At 65.2% G+C, this 24,561-nt stretch carries 21 protein-coding genes; 13 read left to right on the forward strand and 8 right to left on the reverse strand.

Annotation, left to right across the window (positions count from 1 at the left end):
- Positions 1-37: 37 nt before the first annotated feature.
- Positions 38-895 (forward strand): NAD(P)-dependent oxidoreductase, encoded by an 858-nt coding sequence (locus IVB48_RS40190; protein WP_247408740.1) that lies wholly within the window; start codon positions 38-40, stop codon positions 893-895.
- 28 nt (positions 896-923) lie between these two features.
- Here IVB48_RS40190 and IVB48_RS40195 read toward each other — a convergent pair whose 3' ends face one another.
- Positions 924-1,439, reverse strand: a complete 516-nt coding sequence (locus tag IVB48_RS40195) for an AAA family ATPase (RefSeq protein ID WP_247408742.1) — start codon at positions 1,437-1,439, stop codon at positions 924-926.
- 178 nt (positions 1,440-1,617) lie between these two features.
- On the opposite strand from IVB48_RS40195, the gene IVB48_RS40200 reads away from it, so the two are divergent.
- The 3 genes from IVB48_RS40200 to panE all read left to right on the forward strand — a co-directional run bounded on the left by IVB48_RS40200 (position 1,618) and on the right by panE (position 4,068).
- A complete protein-coding gene (locus IVB48_RS40200) occupies positions 1,618-2,007 on the forward strand; it encodes a nuclear transport factor 2 family protein (RefSeq protein ID WP_247289912.1) in 390 nt (129 codons plus the stop codon).
- Positions 2,008-2,113: 106 nt separating this feature from the next.
- Complete coding sequence (locus IVB48_RS40205; protein ID WP_247408745.1) at positions 2,114-2,944, forward strand: helix-turn-helix transcriptional regulator; 831 nt, start codon at positions 2,114-2,116, stop codon at positions 2,942-2,944.
- Between the two features lie 194 nt (positions 2,945-3,138).
- Complete coding sequence (gene panE, locus IVB48_RS40210) at positions 3,139-4,068, forward strand: 2-dehydropantoate 2-reductase (protein WP_247408747.1); 930 nt, start codon at positions 3,139-3,141, stop codon at positions 4,066-4,068.
- Here panE and recG read toward each other — a convergent pair.
- The gene (recG, locus tag IVB48_RS40215) at positions 4,065-6,173 is read right to left on the reverse strand and encodes an ATP-dependent DNA helicase RecG (protein ID WP_247408749.1); all 2,109 of its coding nucleotides are present in this window, start codon (positions 6,171-6,173) and stop codon (positions 4,065-4,067) included. The two genes, panE and recG, sit on opposite strands and share 4 nt — an antisense overlap.
- A 184-nt stretch (positions 6,174-6,357) precedes the next feature.
- Between recG and IVB48_RS40220 the strand changes: the two genes are divergently transcribed.
- From IVB48_RS40220 to IVB48_RS40230, 3 genes are all read left to right on the forward strand, one after another.
- On the forward strand, positions 6,358-6,648 hold the full coding sequence (locus IVB48_RS40220; protein ID WP_247289919.1) for a succinate dehydrogenase assembly factor 2: 291 nt from the start codon (positions 6,358-6,360) through the stop codon (positions 6,646-6,648).
- The gene (gene mfd, locus IVB48_RS40225; RefSeq protein ID WP_247408751.1) at positions 6,645-10,163 is read left to right on the forward strand and encodes a transcription-repair coupling factor; all 3,519 of its coding nucleotides are present in this window, start codon (positions 6,645-6,647) and stop codon (positions 10,161-10,163) included. Before IVB48_RS40220 ends, mfd begins: the two co-directional genes overlap by 4 nt.
- A gap of 241 nt (positions 10,164-10,404) precedes the next feature.
- On the forward strand, positions 10,405-10,614 hold the full coding sequence (locus IVB48_RS40230) for a cold-shock protein (protein ID WP_007610535.1): 210 nt from the start codon (positions 10,405-10,407) through the stop codon (positions 10,612-10,614).
- A gap of 199 nt (positions 10,615-10,813) precedes the next feature.
- On the opposite strand, the gene IVB48_RS40235 is transcribed toward IVB48_RS40230, so the two are convergent.
- The 3 genes from IVB48_RS40235 to IVB48_RS40245 form a co-directional block, all read right to left on the reverse strand.
- Positions 10,814-12,040: a GGDEF domain-containing protein gene (locus IVB48_RS40235; protein WP_247408754.1), complete on the reverse strand. Its 1,227-nt coding sequence runs from the start codon at positions 12,038-12,040 to the stop codon at positions 10,814-10,816.
- An 85-nt stretch (positions 12,041-12,125) separates the two neighbouring features.
- Complete coding sequence (locus IVB48_RS40240; protein ID WP_247408756.1) at positions 12,126-13,628, reverse strand: class I adenylate-forming enzyme family protein; 1,503 nt, start codon at positions 13,626-13,628, stop codon at positions 12,126-12,128.
- A 4-nt stretch (positions 13,629-13,632) separates the two neighbouring features.
- Positions 13,633-15,483: an extracellular solute-binding protein gene (locus IVB48_RS40245; RefSeq protein WP_247408835.1), complete on the reverse strand. Its 1,851-nt coding sequence runs from the start codon at positions 15,481-15,483 to the stop codon at positions 13,633-13,635.
- Between the two features lie 259 nt (positions 15,484-15,742).
- Between IVB48_RS40245 and IVB48_RS40250 the strand changes: the two genes are divergently transcribed.
- Complete coding sequence (locus tag IVB48_RS40250) at positions 15,743-16,555, forward strand: invasion associated locus B family protein (protein WP_027567000.1); 813 nt, start codon at positions 15,743-15,745, stop codon at positions 16,553-16,555.
- Between the two features lie 76 nt (positions 16,556-16,631).
- Here IVB48_RS40250 and hspQ read toward each other — a convergent pair whose 3' ends face one another.
- Positions 16,632-16,964 carry a heat shock protein HspQ gene (gene hspQ / locus IVB48_RS40255; protein WP_027518019.1) on the reverse strand — a complete coding sequence of 111 codons (333 nt, stop codon included), beginning with the start codon at positions 16,962-16,964 and terminating at the stop codon, positions 16,632-16,634.
- A 106-nt stretch (positions 16,965-17,070) separates the two neighbouring features.
- Here hspQ and IVB48_RS40260 point away from each other — a divergent pair, with 106 nt between their 5' ends.
- A complete protein-coding gene (locus tag IVB48_RS40260; protein WP_027566999.1) occupies positions 17,071-18,024 on the forward strand; it encodes an AEC family transporter in 954 nt (317 codons plus the stop codon).
- Positions 18,025-18,031: 7 nt separating this feature from the next.
- Here IVB48_RS40260 and IVB48_RS40265 read toward each other — a convergent pair whose 3' ends face one another.
- Complete coding sequence (locus IVB48_RS40265; protein WP_247408757.1) at positions 18,032-19,216, reverse strand: UbiH/UbiF family hydroxylase; 1,185 nt, start codon at positions 19,214-19,216, stop codon at positions 18,032-18,034.
- 87 nt (positions 19,217-19,303) lie between these two features.
- Here IVB48_RS40265 and pcsA point away from each other — a divergent pair, with 87 nt between their 5' ends.
- From pcsA to IVB48_RS40280, 3 genes are all read left to right on the forward strand, one after another.
- A complete protein-coding gene (gene pcsA, locus IVB48_RS40270; protein ID WP_027566997.1) occupies positions 19,304-20,071 on the forward strand; it encodes a phosphatidylcholine synthase in 768 nt (255 codons plus the stop codon).
- Entirely contained in the window at positions 20,068-20,805 is a 738-nt protein-coding gene (locus tag IVB48_RS40275) for a TerC family protein (RefSeq protein ID WP_027566996.1), read from the forward strand. The genes pcsA and IVB48_RS40275 overlap by 4 nt, the downstream gene beginning before the upstream one ends.
- Before the next feature lie 76 nt (positions 20,806-20,881).
- Positions 20,882-21,856, forward strand: coding sequence for a quinone oxidoreductase (locus IVB48_RS40280; RefSeq protein ID WP_027566995.1), 975 nt, complete (start codon positions 20,882-20,884; stop codon positions 21,854-21,856).
- 93 nt (positions 21,857-21,949) lie between these two features.
- On the opposite strand, the gene IVB48_RS40285 is transcribed toward IVB48_RS40280, so the two are convergent.
- The gene (locus IVB48_RS40285) at positions 21,950-23,146 is read right to left on the reverse strand and encodes an acetylornithine transaminase (RefSeq protein ID WP_247408759.1); all 1,197 of its coding nucleotides are present in this window, start codon (positions 23,144-23,146) and stop codon (positions 21,950-21,952) included.
- Between the two features lie 402 nt (positions 23,147-23,548).
- Here IVB48_RS40285 and IVB48_RS40290 point away from each other — a divergent pair, with 402 nt between their 5' ends.
- Entirely contained in the window at positions 23,549-24,496 is a 948-nt protein-coding gene (locus IVB48_RS40290) for a hypothetical protein (protein WP_247408761.1), read from the forward strand.
- Positions 24,497-24,561 lie beyond the last annotated feature (65 nt).

The raw sequence follows: 24,561 nt of genomic DNA on the forward strand, positions 1-24,561 counted from the left end.
CCGAGCGCGTTGCTCGAAATTCGATCTGGAGTGCACGATGTCCAAAACCATTGCGATCCTCGCGCCCGGTGCCATGGGCAGTGCCGTGGCCCGCCGTCTCGGCGAGCACGGTGCGCGCGTGCTGACGTCGTTGAGAGGGCGGAGCGAGGCGACGCGCAAACGCGCGGCGGATACCGGCATGATCGGCGCCGAGGACGACGCGATCGCGGACGCCGACATCATCCTCTCGATCGTGCCGCCGGGCGAAGCCGTGGCGCTCGCCGAGTGGCTTGCCGGGCTGATCGTCCGGCGCGAGAAGAAGCCGGTCGTGGTCGATTGCAATGCCGTCAACGTCGATACCGTGATGAGGATCGAGCAGATCATCGGCTCGGCACAGGCGCCGTTCGTCGATGCCGGCATCATCGGGTTCCCGCCCCAGCCCGGCGGCAAGAGCCCGGCCTTCTACATGTCGGGCGAGCACGCCAAGGATGTCGCCGTGCTGAAGGATTTCGGGCTCGACGTGCGGATCGTCGAAGGGCCGGTCGGTGCCGCGTCCGCGCTGAAAATGTCCTATGCCGGTATCGTCAAGGGCCTCGCCGGCATCGGCTCGGCTATGGTGGTCGCGGCAACGAAGGCGGGGGCTGCGGATGCGCTGCGCGACGAACTCGCACTCAGCCAGCCCGCGGTTCTGGCCCGGCTCGAAGTCGCGCTGCCGGACATGATCCCGAAGGCCTATCGCTGGGTTGCCGAGATGCGGGAGATTTCCGGCTTCCTCGGGCCCGATCATCCGGCCAGCCAGATTTACGAGGGCTTTGCGCGCTGGTTCGAGCATCTCGCCGAGGACGCGAAAGGCGAGTCGGCAGATACCGACCTGATGAAGGCATTCGCCGCGCGTATCGCGCAAAAGAAATCCTGATCGTCGGGTCTCGCGTCACGGCCATCGGTCATGTGCCGTGCATCGAATCCAGAAACCCCTGGATGTCCCGATCGCGTCTCAAGCGCACGACCGGGACGTCTGCGCCATACTGCAGGCGCTCGGCCTCGATGACAGGCGCGCGCTCGGTGTCGTAGCGCCATGCTTCCCGCATCAATTTCCAGTCGAACTGTTCGGGACACCCCTCCGGGAGGTCAGGCCGGGCCTTGCCGCGATCGAAGGCGGAGCGCAGGAGAATGCGCCACTGGCAGAGCCAGCGCGGGCGGTCGATGACGACCAGCGTGTCGGCGCGCGCCAGCGTCAGATCGAAGGCGAGTCCCGAGAAGCTGCCGTCGACAACCCATGCGTCGCCCGCGATCGCATCAGTCACGCGTTCCCGGAAGCCCGGCTTGTCGGATGGCTTCCAGCCCGGCCGCCAATAGAGCACGTCGAGATGCACCACCGGCAGCCCGAGCTTTCGCCCGAGATTCCGGGAGAGGCTCGTCTTTCCGCTGCCCTGACAGCCCACAACGATGATCCGGCGCATCGTCGTAGGGTTCCATAAAGTCGGGCTCAGGGAAAGAGGAGGCCTCCTGAACGCACTTTATTACCTGGCATGTAATTGAGCCAATCCGCAGCCTGGCTACTGTCCCGGTCATCCACCCGACAGGAAGCATTTTATCAAGCCTCCTGTTGCGCGTGTGTCAGTGCATGAGGAGACAGAAATGCAAGTCATGTTTACGAAGAAGGAGCCGCCGCGATGGCTGCTCGACATGTGGCGGGAGATCGACGACAAGACCTTTGGACGAGGTTTTGATTGTTTTGCGGAGGATGCCGTCTGCAACCTCGGCGTCGCCGATTGGAAGGGGCGCGAGGCGATCCGCGCCAACCTCAAAGCCTTCATCGACACCGGCTTCACCGCGCTGCATCACGTCACCGAATACTGGGACGCCGGCGCCCTGAAGGTGTTTCGCGGTATCGTGGACATGACACCCGATGATCCCTCGATGAAGACGGTTCATCCGACGATGACGCACTTCTTCTACATGGACGAGAGGGACGCTACCAAGGTACGGCACTGGGTCGGCGCCGTGGGACCGGTCGCCTTCGGTTGATCGCTTCGAACCTGCTACCATCGGCGGCGGTGTCTCGGATAAGCCGACGCACCGCCGCCGATGCGCGTTGACGATGCCGCACATTGACAGGAAGGATCAGTCGGCCATGAAAGCGACGGCCAGTGCCCTCAAGACGCGCGCCAGTTCCGCGGGCGCGCTGCTGCGTCAATGGCGGGACATTCGCGGCAAGACGCAGCTCGATCTGTCCTTCGACGCCGGCGTCTCGCAGAAACACATCAGCTTCGTCGAGAGCGGCCGCAGCGTTCCGAGCCGCCAGATGCTGCTCGATCTTGCGCAAGCCCTCGACGTGCCCTTGCGCGAACGCAACGAGCTGCTGCTGGCCGCCGGCTATGCGCCGTCTTATTCCGATCCCGCGCTCGAGGCGCCCGCCATGACGAGCATCAAGCGTGCCCTGCAACGCATGCTGCGTCAGCACGAGCCGTTTCCCGCCATCGTCATGGACCGCTACTGGAACGTGCTGATGACCAACGAGGCTGCGCCGCTTCTGTTCAATTGCTTCATCGACATGTCCGCACGGCCGGCGCCACGAAACCTGCTGCATCTTATGTTCGATCCGGAGGGCATGCGCCCCTTCATCGCGAACTGGCCGCAGACCGCACGCGGGCTGCTGGCGCGGGTGTATCGCGAGGCGGTCGGACACGTCGTTGACATCAGGACGAAGGCGCTGCTGGAGGAATTGTCGCAATACCCCGGGGTGAAGCCGGACTGGCGTGCGCCGTCGGCCTCCGATGCGATGCCGATGATCCCGCTGTCCTTCGTCAAGGACGGCGTGACGCTGGACTACTTCTCTCTGATCACGACGGTCGGAACGCCGCAGACGGTGACGGCGGAGGAACTGCGGCTCGAGTGCATGTTCCCCGCCAACGATGCGACCGAAGCGGAGCACGGCAAATTTTTGCAAGCGCATTCGGGGTGAGGGGGCGTCGCTGCGATTCCACCGGTCGCTATGTGGCAGGCTCGACCCACACAGTCATTGCGAACGCAGCGACTTCCGCCTTCGCTAAAGCTTCGGCGGACAAGTCGCTGGGCTCGCAATGACGGGGAGGAGACGTCGCGAGGCTCATCTGTTATTGTTTCTGCGGAAGCGGTCACTCCGCATTGGGAGTTCGAATGAGAGTCCTTGTGATCGGCGCGGGAGCGCTTGGAGGCTATTACGGCGCGCGCCTGGTCCGAGCCGGCGGCGACGTGACCTTTCTGGTGCGGGCCGGGCGGGCGGAGCAGTTGCAGCGGAATGGATTGCAGGTCGTGAGCCCGCACGGCGATTTCGCCGTGCAGCCGAAGGTCATCCTCGCCAACGATCTCAAGGAAGCGTTCGACGTCGTGCTCGTCGGCGTGAAGTCCTACTCGCTCGACGACGCGATGGCCCAGTTTGCCCCGGCCGTTGGCGCCAACACGGTGATTTTGCCGATCCTCAACGGCTTGAAACATGTCGACGCCCTGACTGCGCGGTTCGGCGCGAGCTCCGTCCTCGGCGGGCTCGCAAACGTCAGTGCCGGACTCGATGCGGATGGCCGAGTCGTTCAGTTCATGGCCAATCAAACCATCGTCTTCGGCGAGATCGAGGGGGCGTTGAGCGAGCGCGTGCTCGCCCTGGAGACGCTGCTGCACGTGCCCGGTATCGACGTGCGCGCCAGCGAATCGATCATGCAGGACATGTGGGAGAAATTCGTCCAGCTGAGCACGCTCGCCGGCATCACCTGCCTGATGCGTGCAAGCATCGGAGACATTCTGACCGTACCGAAGGGCGAGGAGTCCATTTTTCGCCTGTTCGCGGAATGCTGTGCCGTGGCGACGGCCTCGGGTTTTGAGCCGCGAGCGCCTTTCATCGAGTTTGACCGGAAGCTGTTCACGACCCCGGACTCCCCGCTCAAGGCCTCGATGTTGCGTGATATCGAGCGCGGCTCGATCACCGAGGCGGAGCACATCCTCGGCGATATGGCCAACCGGGCGCGTGCACTCGGCATCGACACGCCGCTGCTGGATCTCGCCCGCGCTCATGTGGCGGCCTATGAGATTGGACGGCAACGAGCGGCCAGCTAACCCGCTCCGATCAGCGGGATCGCCTCGTCCCGCTCATACAGATACAGCAGGCATCGCAACGCCTCGCCGCGCTCGCCCTTCAGCTTTGGATCGTCCTTCAGGATGCGCAGCGCCTCGTCGCGGGCTTGCGTGATGAGCTGGCCGTGCACCTCGGAGCGGGCGATGCGGTAGCCGGGCAAGCCGCTCTGGCGCACGCCGAGCACATCGCCTTCGCCGCGCAGCTTCAGATCTTCCTCGGCGATGCGAAAACCATCGGTGGTCTCGCGGATCACCTTCAGCCGTGCCTTCGACATTTCGCCGAGCGGATCGGAGTAGAGCAGAAGACAGGTCGAAGCCTCCGAGCCGCGCCCGATGCGGCCGCGCAATTGATGAAGCTGGGCGAGGCCAAAGCGTTCGGCGTTCTCGATCACCATGATGGTCGCCGCCGGCACGTCGACACCGACTTCGACCACGGTGGTCGCGACCAGCAAGCCGATCTCGTGGGCGGCGAACTGGCCCATGACGCGGTCCTTCTCGGTGCCCTTCATCTGACCGTGGACGAGGCCGACACGGTCGCCGAAACGCTTTTGCAGGCTTTCGAAGCGCTTGGTCGCATTGGTCAGGTGCTCGGTACCCTCGGCCTCGGATTCCTCGACCAGTGGGCAGATCCAGTACACCAGCTTGCCGGATTCGAGCGCGCGGCCGATGCTATCGGTGACCTCGCCGAGGCGGCTCATCGATATGGTGCGAGTTTCGATCGGCTGGCGGCCGGCCGGCTTCTCCCTGAGCTCGCTGATATCCATGTCGCCGAAATAGGTCAGCACCAGCGTGCGCGGAATCGGCGTGGCGCTCAGCACCAGCACGTCGACGGCCTCGCCCTTTGACGTCAGCGCCAGCCGCTCGCGCACGCCAAATCGATGCTGCTCGTCGACGACGGCGAGGGCGAGATCGCTGAAGATCACGTCGTCCTGGATCAACGCATGGGTGCCGACGAGGAGGTCGATCTCGCCGGCTTCGAGGTGTGCCAGCAGGTCCCGCCGCTCCTTGCCCTTTTCGCGGCCGGTGAGGATCGCGACCCGCATGCCAGCGCGTTCGGCGAGCGGCGCGATGGTCTTGATGTGCTGACGGGCCAAAATTTCGGTCGGCGCCATCAGCGCCGCCTGCTTGCCAACCTCAGTGACGGCAGCGGCGGCCAGCAGCGCGACCACGGTCTTGCCGGAGCCGACGTCGCCCTGGAGCAGGCGCAGCATGCGCACCGGTTGTTGCAGATCGTCGGCGATGGCCGCGGCGGCATCGCGTTGGGAGATTGTCAGCGCATAGGGCAGGGCATCGATGATCTTGTTGCGGAGGTGCCCGTCGCCGGCGTTGCGCACACCGGCCGGGCGACGCAATTGCGCGCGAATCAGGGCAAGGGCGAGTTGCCCGGCCAGGAGTTCGTCGAAGGCGAGGCGCGACCAGAACGGCTGGTCGGGCAGAATGTCGGTGAGCTCGACCGGCTGATGCACGCGGATGAGCGCCTCGGTGATCGGCGGGAAGCCGCAGCGGCGCAGCACCTCCGGGCTGATCCATTCCGGCAGTACCGGGAGCTTCTGCAGCGCCTGCGCGACCGCGCGGCGCAGCGAGCCGAGCGCAAGGCCTTCGGTCAAGGGATAGACGGGATCGATGCCGGATAGTTTTGAAATCGCCTCCTCGTCCAGCACCCGGTCGGGATGCACGATCTGCGGAATGCCGTCGTACATCTGCAGCGTGCCGGAGACGAAGCGCTTCTCGCCGATCGGCAGCAGCTTCTCGACATAGCCGGGCTTTGCGCGGAAGAAAGTCAGCACGACGTCGCCGGTATCGTCGCTGGCGTAGACGAGGTAGGGCGCACGCGCATTGCGCGGCGGGGGCGGGCGGTGGCGGTCGACGGTGACCTCCAGCGTCACCATGGTTCCCTGCACGGCATCGCGGATCTTCGGCCGCGCGCGGCGGTCGATGACCTGGCTCGGCAAATGCAGCAACAGATCGACCAGCCGCGGCGTCTCATTGCGGCTGAGCAGATATTGCAGCAGCTTGTCCTGCTTCGGACCGACGCCGGGCAGGCTGGTCACGGGGGCAAACAGCGGATTGAGCAGGCTGGGGCGCATCAGGCGAACCTAGGATCGTTTTCGCTGGTCATGCCCGGCTTTATGCCCGGCATCCACGTGTTTTTTCGTGTCCCTGCGGCGGCGGCGGGCCATGACAAATCGAGGGCTGACAGGGCCCGCCCGAGTGGCTATATCACCCCGGCCCGGCACGTCCGGGCTTTTGGCGTTTGACTGGAATTGAGACATGACGGGAACGACACGATCGAGCAACGGGCTGGACGACCGCCGCAAGCGGCTTCTGTTCCGCTGCTGGCACCGCGGCACGCGCGAGATGGACCTGATCCTCGGCCGCTTCGCGGATGCCGAGATCGGCAACCTGTCCGATGACGAGCTGACGCAGCTCGAGACCTTGCTCGAAGAGGCCGATCCCGACCTCTATGCCGCCATCACCGGCGACAAGGTGCTTGCCGCCGACGTCGTCGGCCCGCTGTTTGCGCGCATCAAGGCGTTTCCGATCGCGGACCGCGACGTATGAAGCAGGGGATGAAATCGCCGGCCGAGCTGCTCACGCCCGGCCGCGCGCTCACGCTTGCCAATGTCGCCGAGGGTGCCGAGGGCCTCGTCGTTTCCGATCTCGCGCGCGCCATCGCGGCGCGGCCGAAGAAGCCGGCTGTCAGCCTCGCGGTGATCTGCCGCGACGGCCCGCGGATGCAGCAGCTCGAACGCGCGCTGCAATTCTTCGCGCCCGATTTGCCCGTGCTGACATTTCCGGCCTGGGATTGCCAACCCTATGACCGCGTCTCGCCGCATGGCGGCGTCCTCGCGCAGCGGCTGACGACGCTGGCCCGGCTGGCGTCCTTGACCGGCAGCGACAAGCCCCTGATCGTGCTGACCACGGTGAACGCCGCGGTGCAGCGCGTGCCGGCACGCGACCTCGTTGCGGCGCAGGCGCTGTCGGTCGCGCCCGGCAACGTCGTGCCGATGGACACCATCGTCGCCTGGCTCGAGCACAACGGCTACAACCGTTCCTCGACCGTGCGCGAGCCCGGCGAATATGCCGTGCGCGGCGGCATTCTGGACCTGTTTCCGGCAGGCCTCGACCAGCCCGTCCGCTTCGACTTCTTCGGCGACAGCCTGGAGTCGATCCGCACCTTCGATGCCGAGACCCAGCGCACGTTGCTCGACATGCGCGCGCTCGATCTCGTGCCGATCTCCGAATTCCAGCTCGTCACCGACACCATCCGCCGCTTTCGCATGGGTTATGTCGCCGAGTTCGGCGCACCCGAGCGCGACGATGCGCTCTACGAGGCCGTCAGCGAGGGTCGCCGTCATCCCGGCATGGAGCATTGGCTGCCGCTGTTCCAGGACCGCATGGACACGCTGTTCGACTATCTGCAAGGAGCAGCCGTCGCGATCGAGCCGCAGGCCGAGGATGCCATCCGCGAGCGCTTCAAGCAGATCCTCGATTATTACCAGGCCCGCCGCGACGCGATGGAGCATCCGGGCGGCGGCGCCATCTACAAGCCGCTGCCGCCTGACCGGCTCTATTTGACCGAGGAGGAGTGGGCCAAGCGCGAGAGCGGGATGCCGCTGGTGCGGCTGACGCAGTTTTCGGTGCCTGCCGATGGCACCAGCGTGGTCGATGCCGGCGCACGCAAAGGCCGCGACTTCGCGCCGGAGCGCAACGATAACAATGTCAATGTCTTCGAAGCCGTCGTCGCACATGTGCATGGGCTACTGACAAGCCGCAAGAAGGTGGTCATCGCGCTCTGGACGGAGGGCTCGCGCGACCGCATGACCTCGATGCTGCGCGATCACAAGCTCACGCCTGTGACCAGCGTCAATAGCTGGCGCACGGTGCAAGCGACCCCGCGCAACGAGACCATGCTCGCCGTGCTCGGCCTCGAAAGCGGTTTCGAGACCGACGAGATCGCGCTCATCAGCGAGCAGGACATCCTTGGCGATCGGCTGGTCCGGCCGCGCAAGGCGAGCCGCAAGCTCGACAATTTCATCTCGGAGGTGACGAGCCTCGCCGCCGGCGACATCGTGGTCCACGTCGATCACGGCATCGGCCGCTTCATCGGCCTGCAGACGCTGGACGTCGCCGGTGCGCCGCATGACTGCCTCGAGCTGCATTATGCCGCCGAGACAAAACTGTTCCTGCCGGTCGAGAACATCGAGCTGCTGTCGCGCTACGGCTCCGACCAGACCTCGGTCGAACTCGATCGTCTCGGCGGTTCGGGCTGGCAGACGCGCAAGGCCAAGCTCAAGAACCGCATCCGTGAGATCGCGGGCGAGCTGATCAAGATCGCCGCCGAGCGGCATCTGCACGAAGCGCCGAAGTTGCCGGTGCAGCCGGGCCTCTACGACGAGTTTTGCGCGCGCTTCCCCTATGACGAGACCGAGGATCAGCTTGGCGCGATCGAGTCCACGCTGAAGGACCTCGAGCTCGGCCGTCCAATGGACCGGCTGATCTGCGGCGACGTGGGCTTCGGCAAGACCGAGGTGGCGCTGCGCGCTGCCTTCGCCGTGGCGCTCGAAGGCAAGCAGGTCGCGGTCGTGGTGCCGACCACGCTGCTCGCCCGCCAGCACCACAAGACGTTCACCGACCGTTTCAAGGGTTTCCCGGTCCAGGTCGCGCAGGCCTCGCGCCTGGTTCCGGCCAAGCAGCTCAATCTGGTCAAGAAGGGCCTCACCGACGGCTCGGTCGACATCGTCGTCGGCACTCACGCGCTGCTCAGCAAGTCGATCAAGTTCCGCGACCTCGGCCTGCTGATCGTGGACGAGGAGCAGCATTTCGGCGTCACCCACAAGGAGCGGCTGAAGCAGCTCCGCGCCGAGGTGCACGTGCTGACACTGTCGGCCACGCCGATCCCGCGCACGCTCCAGCTCGCGCTCACCGGCGTGCGCGAGCTCTCGATCATCGCATCGCCCCCGGTCGACCGTCTCGCGGTCCGCACCTTCGTCGCTCCGCACGATCCCCTGATGATCCGCGAGGCGCTGCTGCGCGAGCGCTATCGCGGCGGCCAGGCGTTCTACGTGGTGCCGCGCATCGACGACCTCGCCGAGGTCAAGGACTTCCTCGACAAGAACGTGCCGGAGATGAAGGTCGCGGTCGCGCACGGGCAGATGCCGCCCGCCGTGATCGAGGACATCATGACCGCGTTCTACGACGGCAAGTTCGACATCCTGCTGTCGACCACGATCGTGGAATCCGGCCTCGACATTCCCAATGCCAACACGCTGATCGTGCATCGCGCCGACATGTTCGGCCTCGCCCAGCTCTATCAGCTCCGCGGCCGCGTCGGCCGTTCCAAGCTGCGGGCCTATGCGCTGTTCACGCTGCCGGCGCAGCAGAAGATCACGGCGCAGGCCGAGCGCCGGCTCACCGTGCTGCAATCGCTGGAGACGCTGGGCGCGGGCTTCCAGCTCGCCTCGCACGACCTCGACATCCGCGGCGCCGGCAACATCCTGGGCGAGCAGCAGTCCGGCCACATCAAGGAGGTCGGTTTCGAGCTCTACCAGTCGATGCTGGAGGAGGCGATCGTCAACCTCAAGGCCGGCGTGTCCGAGCCCGCCGCCGATCGCTGGTCGCCGACCATCACCATCGGCATGCCCGTGCTCATTCCGGAGGACTATGTCGGCGATCTCTCGGTGCGGCTGTCGTTGTACCGACGGCTCGCCGACCTCGACAGCGAGGAGGAGATCGAGAACTTCGGCGCCGAGATGCGCGATCGTTTCGGTGTGCTGCCGGACGAGGTGCGCTATTTGTTCAAGGTCGCCGCGATCAAGGCGTTCTGCCGTCAGGCCAATGTTGGCAAGATCGATGCCGGTCCGAAGGGCGCCGTGATCGCCTTCCGTGATAATTCATTCGCCCATCCCGACCGCCTGGTGTCGTTCATCCGCAGCCACGGCCAGGCCGCGAAGGTGCGGCCCGACATGAAGGTGGTGTTCCTGCAGGACTGGGAGACGCCGGAAGAGCGTCTGGCCGGCACCACCGAGATCATGCGCCAGCTGGCCCAGCTCGCGCAGAGCAAGAAGGCGGCGTAGAAGTTTCCGGAGGCGGTGCGGCGCGAAACGACGCGCCGCACCCGGATTCCGGAACAGCGACATATGATCACTTGCGGAACGATCGAACAGTTGCTACCTTCAATCTATCGAGTTTCGGCCGAACGACTTGGCCTCGCCGCTGAAAAGCGCGCCTGACTGACGACCCTCCCTCCAGATCTCGACGACACCCACCGCGCTTCTGAGCGCGGCTAACGTTTATCTATCTTAAAGGACGATCCCCATGACGACGGGAACTGTGAAGTGGTTTAACAGCCAAAAGGGCTTCGGATTCATTCAGCCGGACGAAGGCAGCCAGGATGTCTTCGTTCATATCAGCGCCGTTGAACGCGCCGGCATGAATACCCTCAACGAAGGGCAGAAGGTTTCTTTTGAAATCGTTGCAGATCGCCGGACCGGCAAGTCTGCTGCTGAAGATCTGCGCGCCGCATAGGCTGCCGCAATCTCATTGACGTTGCTTTGACCACGGATGTACTGGCAGAGCTTCGGATCTTTGGACCCGCGACCGTTCACCGGCCGCGGGTTTTTTGCGCCGGCTGCCGCCCGTCGCGAATGAGAATGCGAATGGTGTTTCGCGTAAAGATTCCACATAAGAGCAGTCGAGTCCGACGGCAGCGAGCGTTGGCGGATGATTACGACGCTGCCCGCGACGCATCGGCCGACAGCCGCCCAAGCAGCGACCGTGCCGTATCCGACGGCGACAGCGAATCCACCGAGACGACGGGATCGCTGCGCATCTCGTGCTTGCCGTTCGAGGTATGCCGCATCACCGCGGAGAGGCGGCGGGCGATCATGTGGGCGGTGCGGAAGTCGGTCTCCGCGAACACGACGATGACCGAGCCGTCCTTCTGCGCCACGCCGAAATCCATCTGCCGCATCAGGCGGCTCAGAATACGCGCGGCATCGAGCTGGGCGCGGGAATTGCCGGGGTCGAAGGCGAAGCGCGCGACCGAGAGGCCGCCACCGCGGGCCAGTGTCTGCTCGACCGCCTTGGCAAAATCGCGTGCAAAGGCTTCCACCGTGAGCAGGCCGCTGCGCGGGTCGAGCCAGCCGCCGGCATCGATCGAGCGCAGGGTGCGGCTCAGCTGGGCTTCCATCGCGTGCTGGCGGATCAGGGGCAGCGCGTTGGCGGCGACCTTGGCCGGCTCGCCCGGGATCAGCTCGAGATTGGGCAGGTCGTAAGTCTGCGTGAGCTGATGCGCAGTGACGATCACGGGCAGGCTGCGGAAGCGGGTGTCCTCGGCGAGCACCGTGAGGAAGGCATCGGTCACGCGGGGGGTAAAACCTTCGGCGAGCACGACGCCGTCGAGGTCGCGGGTGTTGAGATGCTTGGCCGCCGCCTCGATCGACAGTGCCCCGATGACGCCGACGCGCTCGCCGAGCGCGACGGAAAGCGCGGGGTAAGCCGCGCCGCGACCGATCAGAAGCACCGTGGCATCGCGAACGGGATCAGCCTCCGGCAGCGCGACTTTCACCTCGGGCAGCCGGCGCAGCACCGTGGCATGGAGCGTGCGAATCCGTAGTGCGGCGCGAAGCCGCGCGATCAGGCGTTCGGAATGGCCGGCGCGCGAGGAAGAGAAGGGCAGGGCGTTGTGCGGGAGTGCGCCTGCCGCATCCAGCGCCACGAAGGGAAGGTAGGGCGATTGCTCCGCGATCTTTCTGGCGAGCGGCGCCAGATGCGGCTCGTGCCCGGCATCCATCGCGGCGAGAACCACGGCCGGCTGTACCTCTTCGACCGCGCGCACCGCGCCGGCCCAGGCGGTGTCGATCACGGGGAAGAATCGCGCCTCGTCCAGCGCCGCGATGAAGGCCGGCCGCTCGCCATTGGACACAAACAGGATCGGGCCGGCCTGGGACATCGAGAGACTCTGATCACGCGACAGGTGCCGCGCAATCTAGTCCGGCCGCCTTAATGCAGCGTCAATGGAACGGTCGAAACTACGCTTAGACCGCCCCGGAACGGTCGCGAAAAGCTTCGACCATCAGGGGGTTAAGCCCGAGTTCGCTGAGCGCCTCGCGGGCGCGGGCGTTGTCCTGGGCCCGGCCCGCGAGCCGGTGACCGGAGAGCCGGTCGGGCAGCGCGGTCAGCAAGGCGCCCTGGCCGAGCCGGCGCGCCCATTCCTGGAGGTCGTTGGACAGGAAGCGGTAGCCGCCGACCGCCATGATCCCGGAGGGCGGCGCGGTGATGCAGATCGCGCCGCTGGGACGATCGAGCCGCGCGGCATAGCCGGTGTCGACATAGTCGCGTGGTGGCTGCGCGATCAGGCTGTCGCCGACCGGCGGCGGCGGGGCGTAGGCCGCGATCGGCACCATCGGGCCGCGCAGCCCGAGCGTGCCCTTCGGCGTCAGCAGAATCTCGCCGGCGATCGACGAACCCGACTGCTCGCGCGGCGCGCCGTGCGGTCCCGGCATCACCGGCACCGGCATGCCGTCCTCGCCACGCCGGGCGCCGAACAATCCGGCCTCGCCGAACAGATAGACGTCCGTGAACGGCGCATGCGGCGCGATCCATGCCTCGCTCGCCGCCACCTGCTCGGGGGCACGCCACAGGCCGATGACGTTGCGCAAGGTCGGCATCCGCGCCGCCAGATCGGAATCGCCGAGCCGCTGGGCATACTGCGCCGGTGCGATCAGCACGTCGCATTCGTGCGCGTTGATCTGCTGCTCCAACACGTCGTTCTCGAACGGATGATGCAGCGCCAGCGTGCCGCCGCACAGCAGCCACACCGCGAGCGAGGAGGCGAGTCCTGCGAACGACATCGGCGTGAACGCCGCCATCACGGTCGCCCCCTGCCTGATGTCGGCTTCCAGCGACATCGCGAGCCCACCGGCGATCAGGCTGAAATGCGGCCGCGGCACCGGCCGAAAGCCTTCCGCGGTGACGTCGAAGGAGATCATCGCCGCCTTGCGGCCATCCTGAATCACGGCGCGCGCGGTGCCGGGCGGACGGGCCAGCACGTCGTCGAGCGAGGCCATACCTTCGGGCAGGTTGGTGCCGAAGCCGCAGACATGGCGGATGGAGAAGGCTTCCGCGGCCGCGTGCATCGCGAGATCGGAATAGCTGACGCCGTCGACCGTGCTCATGGTGACGATGGCCCGCGCCGCGGTGCGGTTGAGAGCGGCGGTCAGTTCGGCATGGCGCCAGAGCAGCGGCAGTACGGCGACGACGAGGCCGGCGCGATGGGCGGCGAGAACGGTGAGCACGAACTCGACCGTGTTCGGCAGCTGGATCGCGATGACGGAATTGGCCGGCAGGCCCGATTCGACGAAATAGGCCGACAGCGCCTCGATGGCCGTGTCAGCCTCGGCATAGCTCATCCGCCGCGGCTGGTGACCGGTCACGCGGAACTTGTTCAGGGGGTCGAGCAGAGCGGTCGCGTGCGGCTGCCGCATCAGCGTGCGCTGAAACAGCGTGTCGAGCGTCGGCGATACGGCTGGCTGGTTCACGGCGTCACTTTGCTTGATGAGCTTGCGGCGGCCCCCTCGACGACCAGGTCTCCGGCAAATAGCCGGACAGCGAGGTGGCCTCTGGCCGTTCTATCCGATTCCAGCGCGCGATCCATTGCTCCGATACGCTAAACAGGGGGATTGTGTAGAAACCGGAGATCAAAGCGCGATCGAGCGCCCGCACTGCGGATACGAAATCCGTATGTTCACGGGCTTCCAGCAGTGCGGCGATCATCGCATCGACCGCGGGATCTCGGGCGCCCATGTAGTTGCGGGTGCCCGGATTGTCAGCGGCAGCGCTCCCCCAGTAGAAATATTGTTCGTTGCCGGGCGACAGCGACTGGTCCCAGCGGTTCTGGATCATGTCAAATTCGTAGGCGAGCCGGCGCTGGTCGAATTGCACGGGATCGACCGATCGCACGCTCGGCTCGATGCCGGCGCGCTTGAGGTCGCGCTGGAACGCAAGCGCGACGCGTTCCTGGTCGCGGGTCGTGACCAAAATCTCGAAGGTGAAGGGCGCCTTGGTCGCGCGGTTGCGCAGCACGGTGCCGTCGAGATCGTAACCGGCTTCCGACAACAGCTTCAGGGCTGCGCGGAGCGTGGTCCGGTCGCGGCCCGAACCGTCGGTCACCGGCAAGCGGTAGCTGCCGTCCAGGATGTCAGGCGGGATCTGCGCGGCGAACGGCTTGAGCAGCTCGCGCTCGCGCGCATCGGCGGGATGGCCATACGCTGACAGATCCGAGCCGGCAAAATAGCCGGCGACGCGCGAGTAGAGGTTGAAGAAGTAGTTGCGGTTGACCAGCTCGAAATCGAACAGCAGCGTCAATGCCTGACGCACGCGGATGTCGGCGAAGATGGGGCGCCTCGTGTTGAACACCAGAAATTCGGAAGGTTGCGGCACGCCCGGCCTGAAGGTGTCGCGGATCACGTCGCCATTCTTCGCCGCGGGAAAGTCGTAGCCGTCGTGCCAGCGCAGCGGCTCGTGCTCGATGCGGAAATCATAAAGGCCGCGCTTGAAAGCTTCGAACTGGCCGTTGGCCTCGCGAAAATAGTCGAGCCTGATCTCGTCGAAATTGTAGAGCCCGCGATTTATTGGGAGGTCGCGGCCCCAATAGTCGGGATTGCGGGTCAGCGTCACGCTGGCGCCGGGCCTCACGGCGGTGACGCGATAGGGGCCGGAGCCGACCGGGCCCGTCAGCGTCGTCTCCTCGAAAGCCGCGACGTCGACCGCGTGTTTCGGCAGGATCGGCATCAGGCCGAGGATCAGCGGCAGTTCGCGGTCATTGGCTCCCGCAAGGTCGAAGCGGACGGTGAGGGGATCCAGCGCCTCGGCCCTTGCGACCTTGCCGTAATATTGCCGGTGATTGGGGCGGCCGTGGTCGCGCAGCAACTGCCAGGAGAACAGCACGTCCTCGGCGCGGACTGGCTTGCCGTCGGAGAAGCGGGCGCGGGGATCGATGTGGAACGTGACAAAGCTGCGCTCGTCATCGGTCTCGACCGATCTGGCGAGCAGGCCGTAGAGCGTAAACGGCTCGTCATTGCCGCGCGCGAGCAGGCTCTCGACCACGTAGTTCCGGACCGGCTGCACGGCCAGTCCCTTGACGATGAAGGGATTGAGGCTGTCGAAGGTGCCGAGAACGCCCCAGGTCAGCCGGCCGCCTTTGGGGGCTTCAGGGTTGACGTAAGGCATGTGGGTGAAATCGGCAGGCATCGCCGGCTTGCCGTGCATGGCGATGGCGTGGGCTTCCGCGGCCCTTGCGCCGCTTGCCGGGAGCCCCAAGGCGAAAGCCAGGATGCAGAGGCGGACGCAAAGACCCTCAGGGCGGCCCTCGAGAAGGCGCTGGAACATGAACATCTGCACACGTTGATTCGAGGACTGCGGGCCTGAATCCTATCACAGGGATTTTCCCGGGGGCGCACGCCGGCGCGCGGCCAAAGACGCTTGTCGGCATTGATCTTTTCGTCGGCCACGTTAAGAAGGCACGCAATCGCGCACGAGCGCCGAGCCGTCACTTATCCGCCTCATTTGACGGGGAGAGAGCCGCGCCCAACGCGGCCAGGTTCGGTGCGTCGAAGCGGTTCGGGCACTTCCCGTTCAGAAAGGGTTTTCCGCAATGAATTTCCGTTACTTGGCCGCGTCCGTCCGGCCGCGCGGGCGACTTCTCGCCTTGTTGACGGCGACAGCGTTGGCCGTCCCGTTTGCCGCCGAGGCTCAGGCTCCCGCGCCAGCTCCGGGCGCGCCCGCGCCCAAGGCGGCTCCGCCGAAGGCGGCTCCGAAGGCTGCCCCCAAGGCGCCGGCGCCGGCCGCTCAGGCACCCGCCCAGCCGGCTCCCGCCCAAGGCGCTCCGGCTCAGCAGGGCGCGGCTCAGCCCGCGGATCAGCAGATTCAGCTGATCTATGCCCCCTGGACCAAGTTCTGCCTCAAGGGCCAGGACGCCAATGCCAAGCAGGTCTGCTTCACCGGCAAGGACGGCCGTATCGAGTCGGGCCAGCCGGTCATCGCGGCCGTCATCATCGAGCCGGAAGGCGAGCCGAAGAAGATCCTGCGTGTGACGCTGCCGCTCGGCATGCAGCTGGTGCACGGCACCCGCATCATCGTGGACAACAATGCGCCGTTGCAGAGCCCGTACGTGATCTGCTTCCAGAACGGCTGCATGTCCGACTACGAGGCCACGCCCGAGTTCATCAACAGCATGAAGAAGGGCCAGAACCTCGTTGTTCAGGCGATCAATGCCAACGGTGCGCCGCTGACGCTGCCGCTGCCGCTCGCCGGCGAATTCCAGAAGGCCTATGACGGTCCGCCGACCGACCCGAAGGTGTTCGAGGAAACCCAGAGGAAGCTGCAGGAAGAGCTCCAGAAGAAGGCTGAAGAGCTGCAGAAGAAGCAGCAGCAAGCGCCTGGCGCCCCTCCGGCTGGACAGAAGTAATCGGGACCCGATCCCGGACATGAAAAAGGCGCTCGGTTCGAGCGCCTTTTTTGCTGGCCAGTTGATGGCTGCGAACTCAGTTCAGCGACGGATTGCGCGGGCGGTAACCGCCGGTCTTGTCCTTGACGAAGATCTCGGCGACCTGGGAATGCCGGACCGGTTCGCCGGAATCGTCCGGCACTAGGTTCTGTTCGGAGACGTAGGCGACGTATTCCGACTCCGCGTTCTCCGCGAGCAGGTGATAGAACGGCTGGTCCTTGTGGGGCCGCACCTCCTCGGGGATCGACAGCCACCACTCCTCGGTGTTGTTGAATTCCGGATCGATGTCGAAGATCACGCCCCGGAACGAGAAGATCCGGTGGCGCACGACCTGTCCGATCTGGAATTTGGCGGTCCGCGCTTTAATCATTCCCCGTCGATAGACCAGGATTGTGGCCGATGCTAGTGCCCTGATCTGGAATTAACCCGCGGGTGCGGGACAGATAGCCCCCAAATCTTCAGAAAACACTTTATCAATGGTCGATATCCTCAATCTAGCTCTACCTTATTTCGGCTTGATCTTCGTTGGATTCGCTTGCGGCAAGGTCAAATCCCTGCCGGAATCGGGCCTCGCCTGGATGAACTTCTTCCTGCTCTATGTGTCGCTCCCGGCGTTGCTGTTTGCGATCATGTCGAAGACGCCGTTCTCCGAATTGAACAACCCGCCATTCCTGGTCGCGACCACGCTGTCGACCGTTGCGGCGTTCACACTCGCGCTGGTCGTCGGCAAGGTTCTCGGCGGGCTGACATTGCGCGAGGCGACGCTCGCCGGGCTCTCCGGTGGCTACGGAAACATCGGTTACATGGGACCCGGCCTGGCGCTCGCCGTGCTCGGGCCCAAGGCCTCGGCGCCCACTGCGCTGATCTTCTGCTGTGACAGCATCTTCCTGTTCACCATCGTGCCGCTGCTGATCGAGCTTTCCGACCGCGATCATCCCTCGATCGTGCATGCCTTCGGCGTCGTGCTGAAGCAGATCGTGCTCAACCCGCTGATCATGTCGGCCTGTTTTGGCGCGGCCTTCGCATCGCTGCATATTGAGATGCCTGTCGCGCTCGATCGCACCATCACATTCCTCCAGAACGCAGCCGCCCCGACCGCACTGTTCGTGCTCGGCGTCACCGTCGCACTCCGCCCGTTCGATCGGGTCCCGTGGGAAGTGCCGGGCGTGATCGCGGTCAAGCTCCTGATCCACCCGCTCGCAGCGTTCGGCCTGATGCTGGCGTTCGGCCCGTTCGCGCAGCCCTGGGCGGCGACCGCCGTGCTGATGGCCTCGCTGCCGCCGGCGTTGAACGTGTTCGTCATCGCCCGGCAGAACGACGCCTGGATCGAGTCCGCCTCCGTCGCGGTGCTGCTCGGGACGTTTGCGTCCGTGGTCACCCTGACCAGCGTGATGTGGGCGATTCAGACCGGCCGGCTGGCGTTTCCTTGAGCGGTCGTTACTTCCGCCAGGTCGGCGTCAGCCCCTCGCGCATCGCAAAACGCCGGAGCGGGCCGATGGCGCCGAGCAGGTGCATGCCGACCGCGCGGACCGGCTGGAGCGGCAGGAAATCGTTGAGCAGCGAGCGGTTGGCGATGTCGATCGCAAAGGTTCGGCTCAGGATGTCGGGACGCCGGGCCCGGTCGTAACGCTTGAGCACGTCTGCTGCGCCAGGATCCTGACCGGACGCGATGGCCTCGCCCGCAAGCCGCGCAATGTCGGCGGCATCGCGGAGGCCGAGATTGAGGCCTTGGGCGCCGATCGGCGGAACCACATGGGCGGCTTCGCCGACTAGCGCGATGCGATCGCGGCCAAAGGATTTGGGACGTTCGATCGCCAGCGGAAACAGATGGCGGCCCGGCTCGACCGTCATGCGTCCGAGGATTGAATGCGACTGCTTCTCGATCGCGGCGGACAATTCCTCGTCGCTCAATCCGCGAAGCCGTTCGGCCTCCGCAGGCGCCGAGACCCAGACGACGCTGGAGCGATCGCCGGGCAGGGGCACGAACACGCAAGGACCGTGCGGCGTGTGGAACTCGGTCGAGACGCTGCGATGGGGCCGCGCGTGGCCGACGTTGAAAGTCAGCGCCGTCTGGGTCAGCTCGCGCCGCGTCACCGCGATGCCGGAGGCTTCGCGACAAAGCGAATGCCGGCCGTCGGCTCCGACCACGAGGCGGGCCGAGAGAAATTGCGCCGCGGCAGTGCGGATCGCGACGTCATCGGCTTCGATGACGACAGTTTCGGCCTCGTCGTCGAAACGGACGAGACCAGGCAGCTCGGCCGCACGCGCTTCCAGCGCCAGCATCAGCGAGCGGTTGTCGATGTTGTAGCCGAAGGCATCGCGGCCGATTTCATGGCAGGAGAACCGGACCTCGGGGCTGCGAAACAGCCGACCGGTGTCGTCGACGAGCCGCATGATTTCGAGCGCGGCCGCCTTGTCCTTGCAGCGGGGCCAGACGTCGAGGCTCTCCAGCAGATCGACGGAGGCACCGAGCAGCGCCGTGGTGCGATTGTCGGCATAGGGCACGCGACGCGCCACCAGCGCGGTCCGTGCGCCCGCCTGCGCCAGTGCGATGGCCGCGCTAAGTCCCGCCGGTCCGCCGCCGATCACGGCCGCGTCAAAGAGTGTCGATGCATCTGTCATGGAACGACATTGGACACGCCCCGCGACAAATTCAAGCCCAGTCATATTGCCCTGATTTTATGACGAATTGTGCGACCGGGCGTCGCAATGGCTTATGTGCAAACCGGCGTCATTCTGATAGCAGAAGCCATGGACAGCCAAGAGGATTCCCTGAAGCCCAGGCCCGCGATCCGGGCCGCTGCCTTCTCGGTGCACATCTTCACCGCGTTCGGTGCGGCGATCGCGCTGCTGGCGATGCTTGAGGCCGTGCGCGAGCACTGGGCGGCGATGTTTCAATGGCTGGGCGTCGCCCTCATCATCGACGCGATCGACGGGCCGATCGCGCGCCGGCTCAACGTCAAGGACGTGCAGCCGAACTGGTCGGGCGACGTGCTCGATCTCGTGGTCGATTTCGTCACCTACGTCTTCGTGCCGGCCTATGCGATCGTGGCCAGCGGCTTGCTGTTGCCGGTCGCAGCACCCTTGCTCGGCGTCGCCATCATTGTCACCAGCGCACTATATTTCGCCGATCTGCGCATGAAGGCGGACGACAATCATTTCCGCGGTTTTCCGGCGCTGTGGAATGCCGCCGCGTTTTATCTGTTCCTGCTGCACTGGCCGCCGCTGCTGTCGACGCTGTTGGTCGCAAGCCTGGTGGTGCTGACCTTCGTGCCGTTCCACGTGCTGCATCCGGTGCGCGTCGTGCGGCTGCGCTGGCTGACGATGTCGCTGATCGCGATCTGGGCTCTGCTTTCCTTCTACACGCTGCAGATGGACTTCCGCGTCGGCACCGGCGTGACTGTCGTGCTCTGCGCGATCGCACTCTGGATCAGCTTCAGCGACGCATTAATACGGCTGACAAGATCCTTCGCATGATGCACCTGTTGACCAGCCCAGAAGCCTGGGCCGCGCTCCTCACTTTGACCGCGCTCGAGATCGTGCTCGGCATCGACAACGTCATCTTCCTGTCGGTGATCGTCTCGCGCATTCCCGAGAAGCAGGCGCACCGCGCCCGCCAGATCGGGCTCGCACTGGCGCTGGTCTTCCGCATCATCCTGCTCAGCCTGCTGGTCTGGCTGATCGGCCTGACCGCGCCGGTGTTTTCGTTTTCGGGCTACGGCTTCTCGTGGCGCGACCTCATCCTGATCTGCGGCGGCCTGTTCCTGATCGCGAAGGCGACGCACGAGATCCATGGTGAGGTCGAAGCCGATGACGGCGAAGGCGACGCGAAGTCCCCTCGTAGCGCATTCTTCTGGGTCATCGTCCAGATCGTGATCATCGACATCGTGTTCTCGCTGGACTCGATCATCACGGCGATCGGCATGGCGCAGGACATCGAGATCATGATCGCGGCCGTCGTGATCGCCTGTCTCATCATGTACATTTCGGCCGGACCGGTGTCGCGATTCGTCGCGGAGCATCCGACCACGAAAATGCTGGCGCTGGCCTTCCTGGTGCTGATCGGCGTCGCGTTGGTTGCGGACGGATTCCAATTCCACATCCCGCGCGGCTACATCTATTTCGCGATTGCGTTCTCGGCGGCGGTCGAGTTCTTCAATGTGCTGGCCAAGCGCAACCGCAGGAACACCCGCAAAAAACCGTCGGTCTAGGCGTTCCAGCCGGCGTCGAGTTGACAAGGCGGGCGCGATGTCTTTCGCTGGCCCCGCGAGAAGAGGAGGTCAGGCGATGACCAAAGCCGTCCGTGTGCACAAGGTCGGAGGCCCCGAAGCCCTGGTCTATGAGAGCGTCGATGTTCCGGCGCCCGGCCCCGGCGAGGTGCGCATCCTCCAGCATGCCGTCGGCCTGAACTTCATCGATGTCTATTACCGCACCGGCCTCTACAAGGCGCCGGGGCTGCCCTTCATCGCCGGCAACGAGGCCTCGGGCGAGGTCCTCGCAGTCGGGCCAGGCGTGACGAATTTCCATCCGGGCGACCGCGTCGCCTACTACCACAATCTCGGCGCCTATACCGGGGAGCGCAACATCCCCTGGGAGCGGCTGGTCAAGCTGCCCGACCACATCACCCACGAGCAGGGCGCCGTGCTGATGCTGAAGGGGCTGACGGTCTGGTATCTCCTGCACAAGACCTTCAAGGTTGAGCCGCATCATCGCGTGCTGATCCATGCCGCGGCCGGCGGCATCGGCCTGCTCGCCTGCCAATGGGCGAGGGCCATGGGCGCCCACGTCATCGGCACCGTTGGCTCGCGCGAAAAGGCTGCGCTTGCCGAGGCCAATGGCTGCGACCATGTCATCCTCTACAATGAGGAAGACTTCGTTGCGCGCGTCAAACAGATCAGCCGCAACGAGGGTTGCGACGTGGTCTATGACGGCGTCGGCAAGGCGACGTTCCCGGGCTCGCTGTCCTGCCTGAAGCCGCGCGGGATGTTCGTCTCCTTCGGCAATGCCTCAGGGCCGGTGCCGCCGTTCTCGATCGCCGAGCTCAATACCCACGGCTCGCTGTTTGCGACCCGGCCCAAGCTCAACGACTATATCGGCACGCGCAAGGAGTTGCTGGAAGGCGCCGACACGCTGTTCGCTGCCGTCATCAACGGCAAGCTGCACGTGCCGATCAACCATGCCTACGCGCTCAAGGACGCCGCCAAGGCGCATATCGATCTCGAAAGCCGCAAGACCACGGGCGCGTCGATCTTGAAGCCGTAACTCAGGTCATTGCGAGCGAAGCGAAGCAATCCAGAATCTTTCCGTTGAGGCAGTCTGGATTGCTTCGTCGCTGCGCTTCTCGCAATGACGAGCTTAGGCCACCCGCCGTGCCGCGCCGGCCCTGGTCAAGATCCCGTCGAGACAATCGATCATCTCGGCGATCTCGGCCCTCGTGACGTTGAGCGCCGGCATGAAGCGCAGCGTGTCGACCTGCGGTGCGTTGAGGAGCACGCCGGCCTCGAACGCCTGCGCGACGATGCCGGGCGCGATCGGCAGCTTGAGGTCGAGCGCGAGCAGGAGCCCGCGGCCACGCACTTCGCCGAGCCCATGCCGCGCCGATACCTTCTGCAGCTCGCTTTCGAGCAGCAGCCCGGTTTCGGTCGCCGTCTTCAGGAAGTCCGGCTTACTGACCTCGTCGAGCACCGCAAGTCCCGCCGCGCACATGATCGGGTTGCCGTTGAACGTGCCGCCCTGGTCGCCGTGCTCGAAGCAGGCCGCGCGTTCGGTCGCGAGCAACGCCGCGAGCGGCACGCCGCCGCCGATGCCCTTGCCGAGCGTCATGATGTCGGGCGCGATGCCGGTGTGCTCGTAGTGGAAGAGCTTGCCGGTCCGGCCCATGCCGGTCTGGATCTCGTCGAAGATCAAGAGGAGGCCATGGGCATCTGTGAAGGCGCGCAACTCCTGCAAGAACCGATCGGTCGCCGGCCACACGCCTGATTCACCCTGGATAGGCTCGAGCATCACAGCGACGGTGTTGTCGTTGATCAGCTTTTCGACCGACGCGAGGTCGTTGAGCTTCGCCTTCTTGAAGCCGGCGACCTTCGGCTCGAATAGCGGTTCAAAGGCCTTCTTGCCCGAGGCCGACATCGTCGCCAGCGTGCGGCCGTGAAAGCCACCTTCGAAGCTGATGATCTCGAACGCGCCACCTCTATGGATGCTGCCATATTTGCGCGCGAGCTTGATCGCGCCCTCATTGGCTTCCGCACCCGAGTTGGCAAAGAACACCTGATCGAACGCGCTGTTTGTGACAAGTGCCTGCGCGAGCTTCAGGCTCGGCTCGTTGTAGAAGGCCGGGCTCGGCGTCAGCAGCCGCTTGGCCTGCGCGGCAAGCGCGTCGGCGATCGCGGGCGGGGAGTGGCCGAGGCAGTTGACGGCCCAGCCCTGCACGAAATCGAGATAGCGCTTGCGGCTGTCGTCCCAGAGGTAGGAGCCGGCGCCGCGGACGAACACGGCCTTGGGCCGAGCGGTGATGTCCATCAACGCGTCATACGGATGGGTAGTGTTGGTCATGTCGAACTCCTCTGGAGGCGGGTGGAAAGGGCGCGCGAAAAGCAAAAAGGCCGCACCTTGCGGGTGCGGCCTTTTCGAAAACTTACGCTGAATTCAGTGGTTCAGCGGCGTCGTCGGACATGGCGCACCCTCTCATCGTCGCGGAAGCGACGGCGGAGCATTTCGGTGCGCTGATGGGTCCGAGCGTTGATCATGGGGCGCGGCAATACATGCGAATGGCGGGGCTTGTCAAGCGGGCGCTTTCCAAGACACACGCGCAGCGTGCATGGGCAGGTGAAAGATGCGCGCCTGGAAACCATTACGTCTCTAGCGCGTTTGTGATCACAGGACGCGAATTGGTTCGAACCGAACGCATGACGGTTCGGACCAAGAGGGGCGGGACCAACCAGATAGTTTTAAGCCTTGTCCGAGACGCCTTATCCGATCGACCTCGACAGCATTCGCGGCGCGTTTCCGCCGGGTATCGAGGCGCCGCCGCTGTTGCTGGACTTCGCCGGCTGGCTGAAGGGACGGCCCTGGGGCAGCGTCGGTTGTTTCTCGCTGCAAGGCCAGTTTTCCGATCACGCGCCGATTGTCGACGGCAGTCCCTTGCGCGACAGGTTTTCGCTGTTCATGCGGCTGCCGGATGGCTCTACGGTTGGCGGCTGGTATGGCGCGGGTCTCGACCGCGACAATCCGCCGATCGTGGGGCTTGGTTCCGAGGGCGATTACGAGCTGCTGGCGCCGAGCCTCGATGGCCTGCTCGCAAAACTGACGTCGCAACAATTCGACAAGGCTTGGAGCGATCTGAAGCCGCACGACGAGGTCGAATGCCAGACGGTCGAGCTCGCGCAGTGGCTCATCGGACGCCTGAGCGGGGAGATGGTGGCGCCCGATGACGATCCGTCGGAGCTGCCCGACTTTCGCGGCTTCATGGAAAAATGGAGCCGGGATCGCGAAGACTATTGGGCCAATCATCGCTTGATGGCCGAACTCGGCTGGCGCCTCGCCGCGCATCTGCCGAAGGGCAAGAAGCCCCGGGACAAGACGAGCTTCGAGATCGCGATCGTCGGCAGGCAATACCAGGCGCGCGTCCTGTCGCGCGGACCGCAGCCGTTCGAGGAAGCCGCCGCGATCGAATCCCTGCTGCGCGATCTGCGCGAGGAGATGCGGAAGGCGCAGCCCGAGCTCGGGCTGTGGTACGCTATGAAGTTCGGGCTCTATGCCGATGGCCTTGTGATGCCGAACTTCGAATACGATGTGCGCCCGACCATCGACGGCGAGCCTGCGAAGCTGTCCGAGGCGCAAGCTGATCTAGCCCGCGCGCCTCGGCCGGAGCGCTGGGTGCCGAAATGGCTGGCGGGATCTTGAAGCTCGGAGTGCCGCGACGCTGCCGCCCAGCCGGCGCGCCGAAATCTTTGCACCTTCGATCCCCC

It is taken from the genome of Bradyrhizobium sp. 76, from assembly GCF_023073025.1.
GTDB lineage: Bacteria > Pseudomonadota > Alphaproteobacteria > Rhizobiales > Xanthobacteraceae > Bradyrhizobium.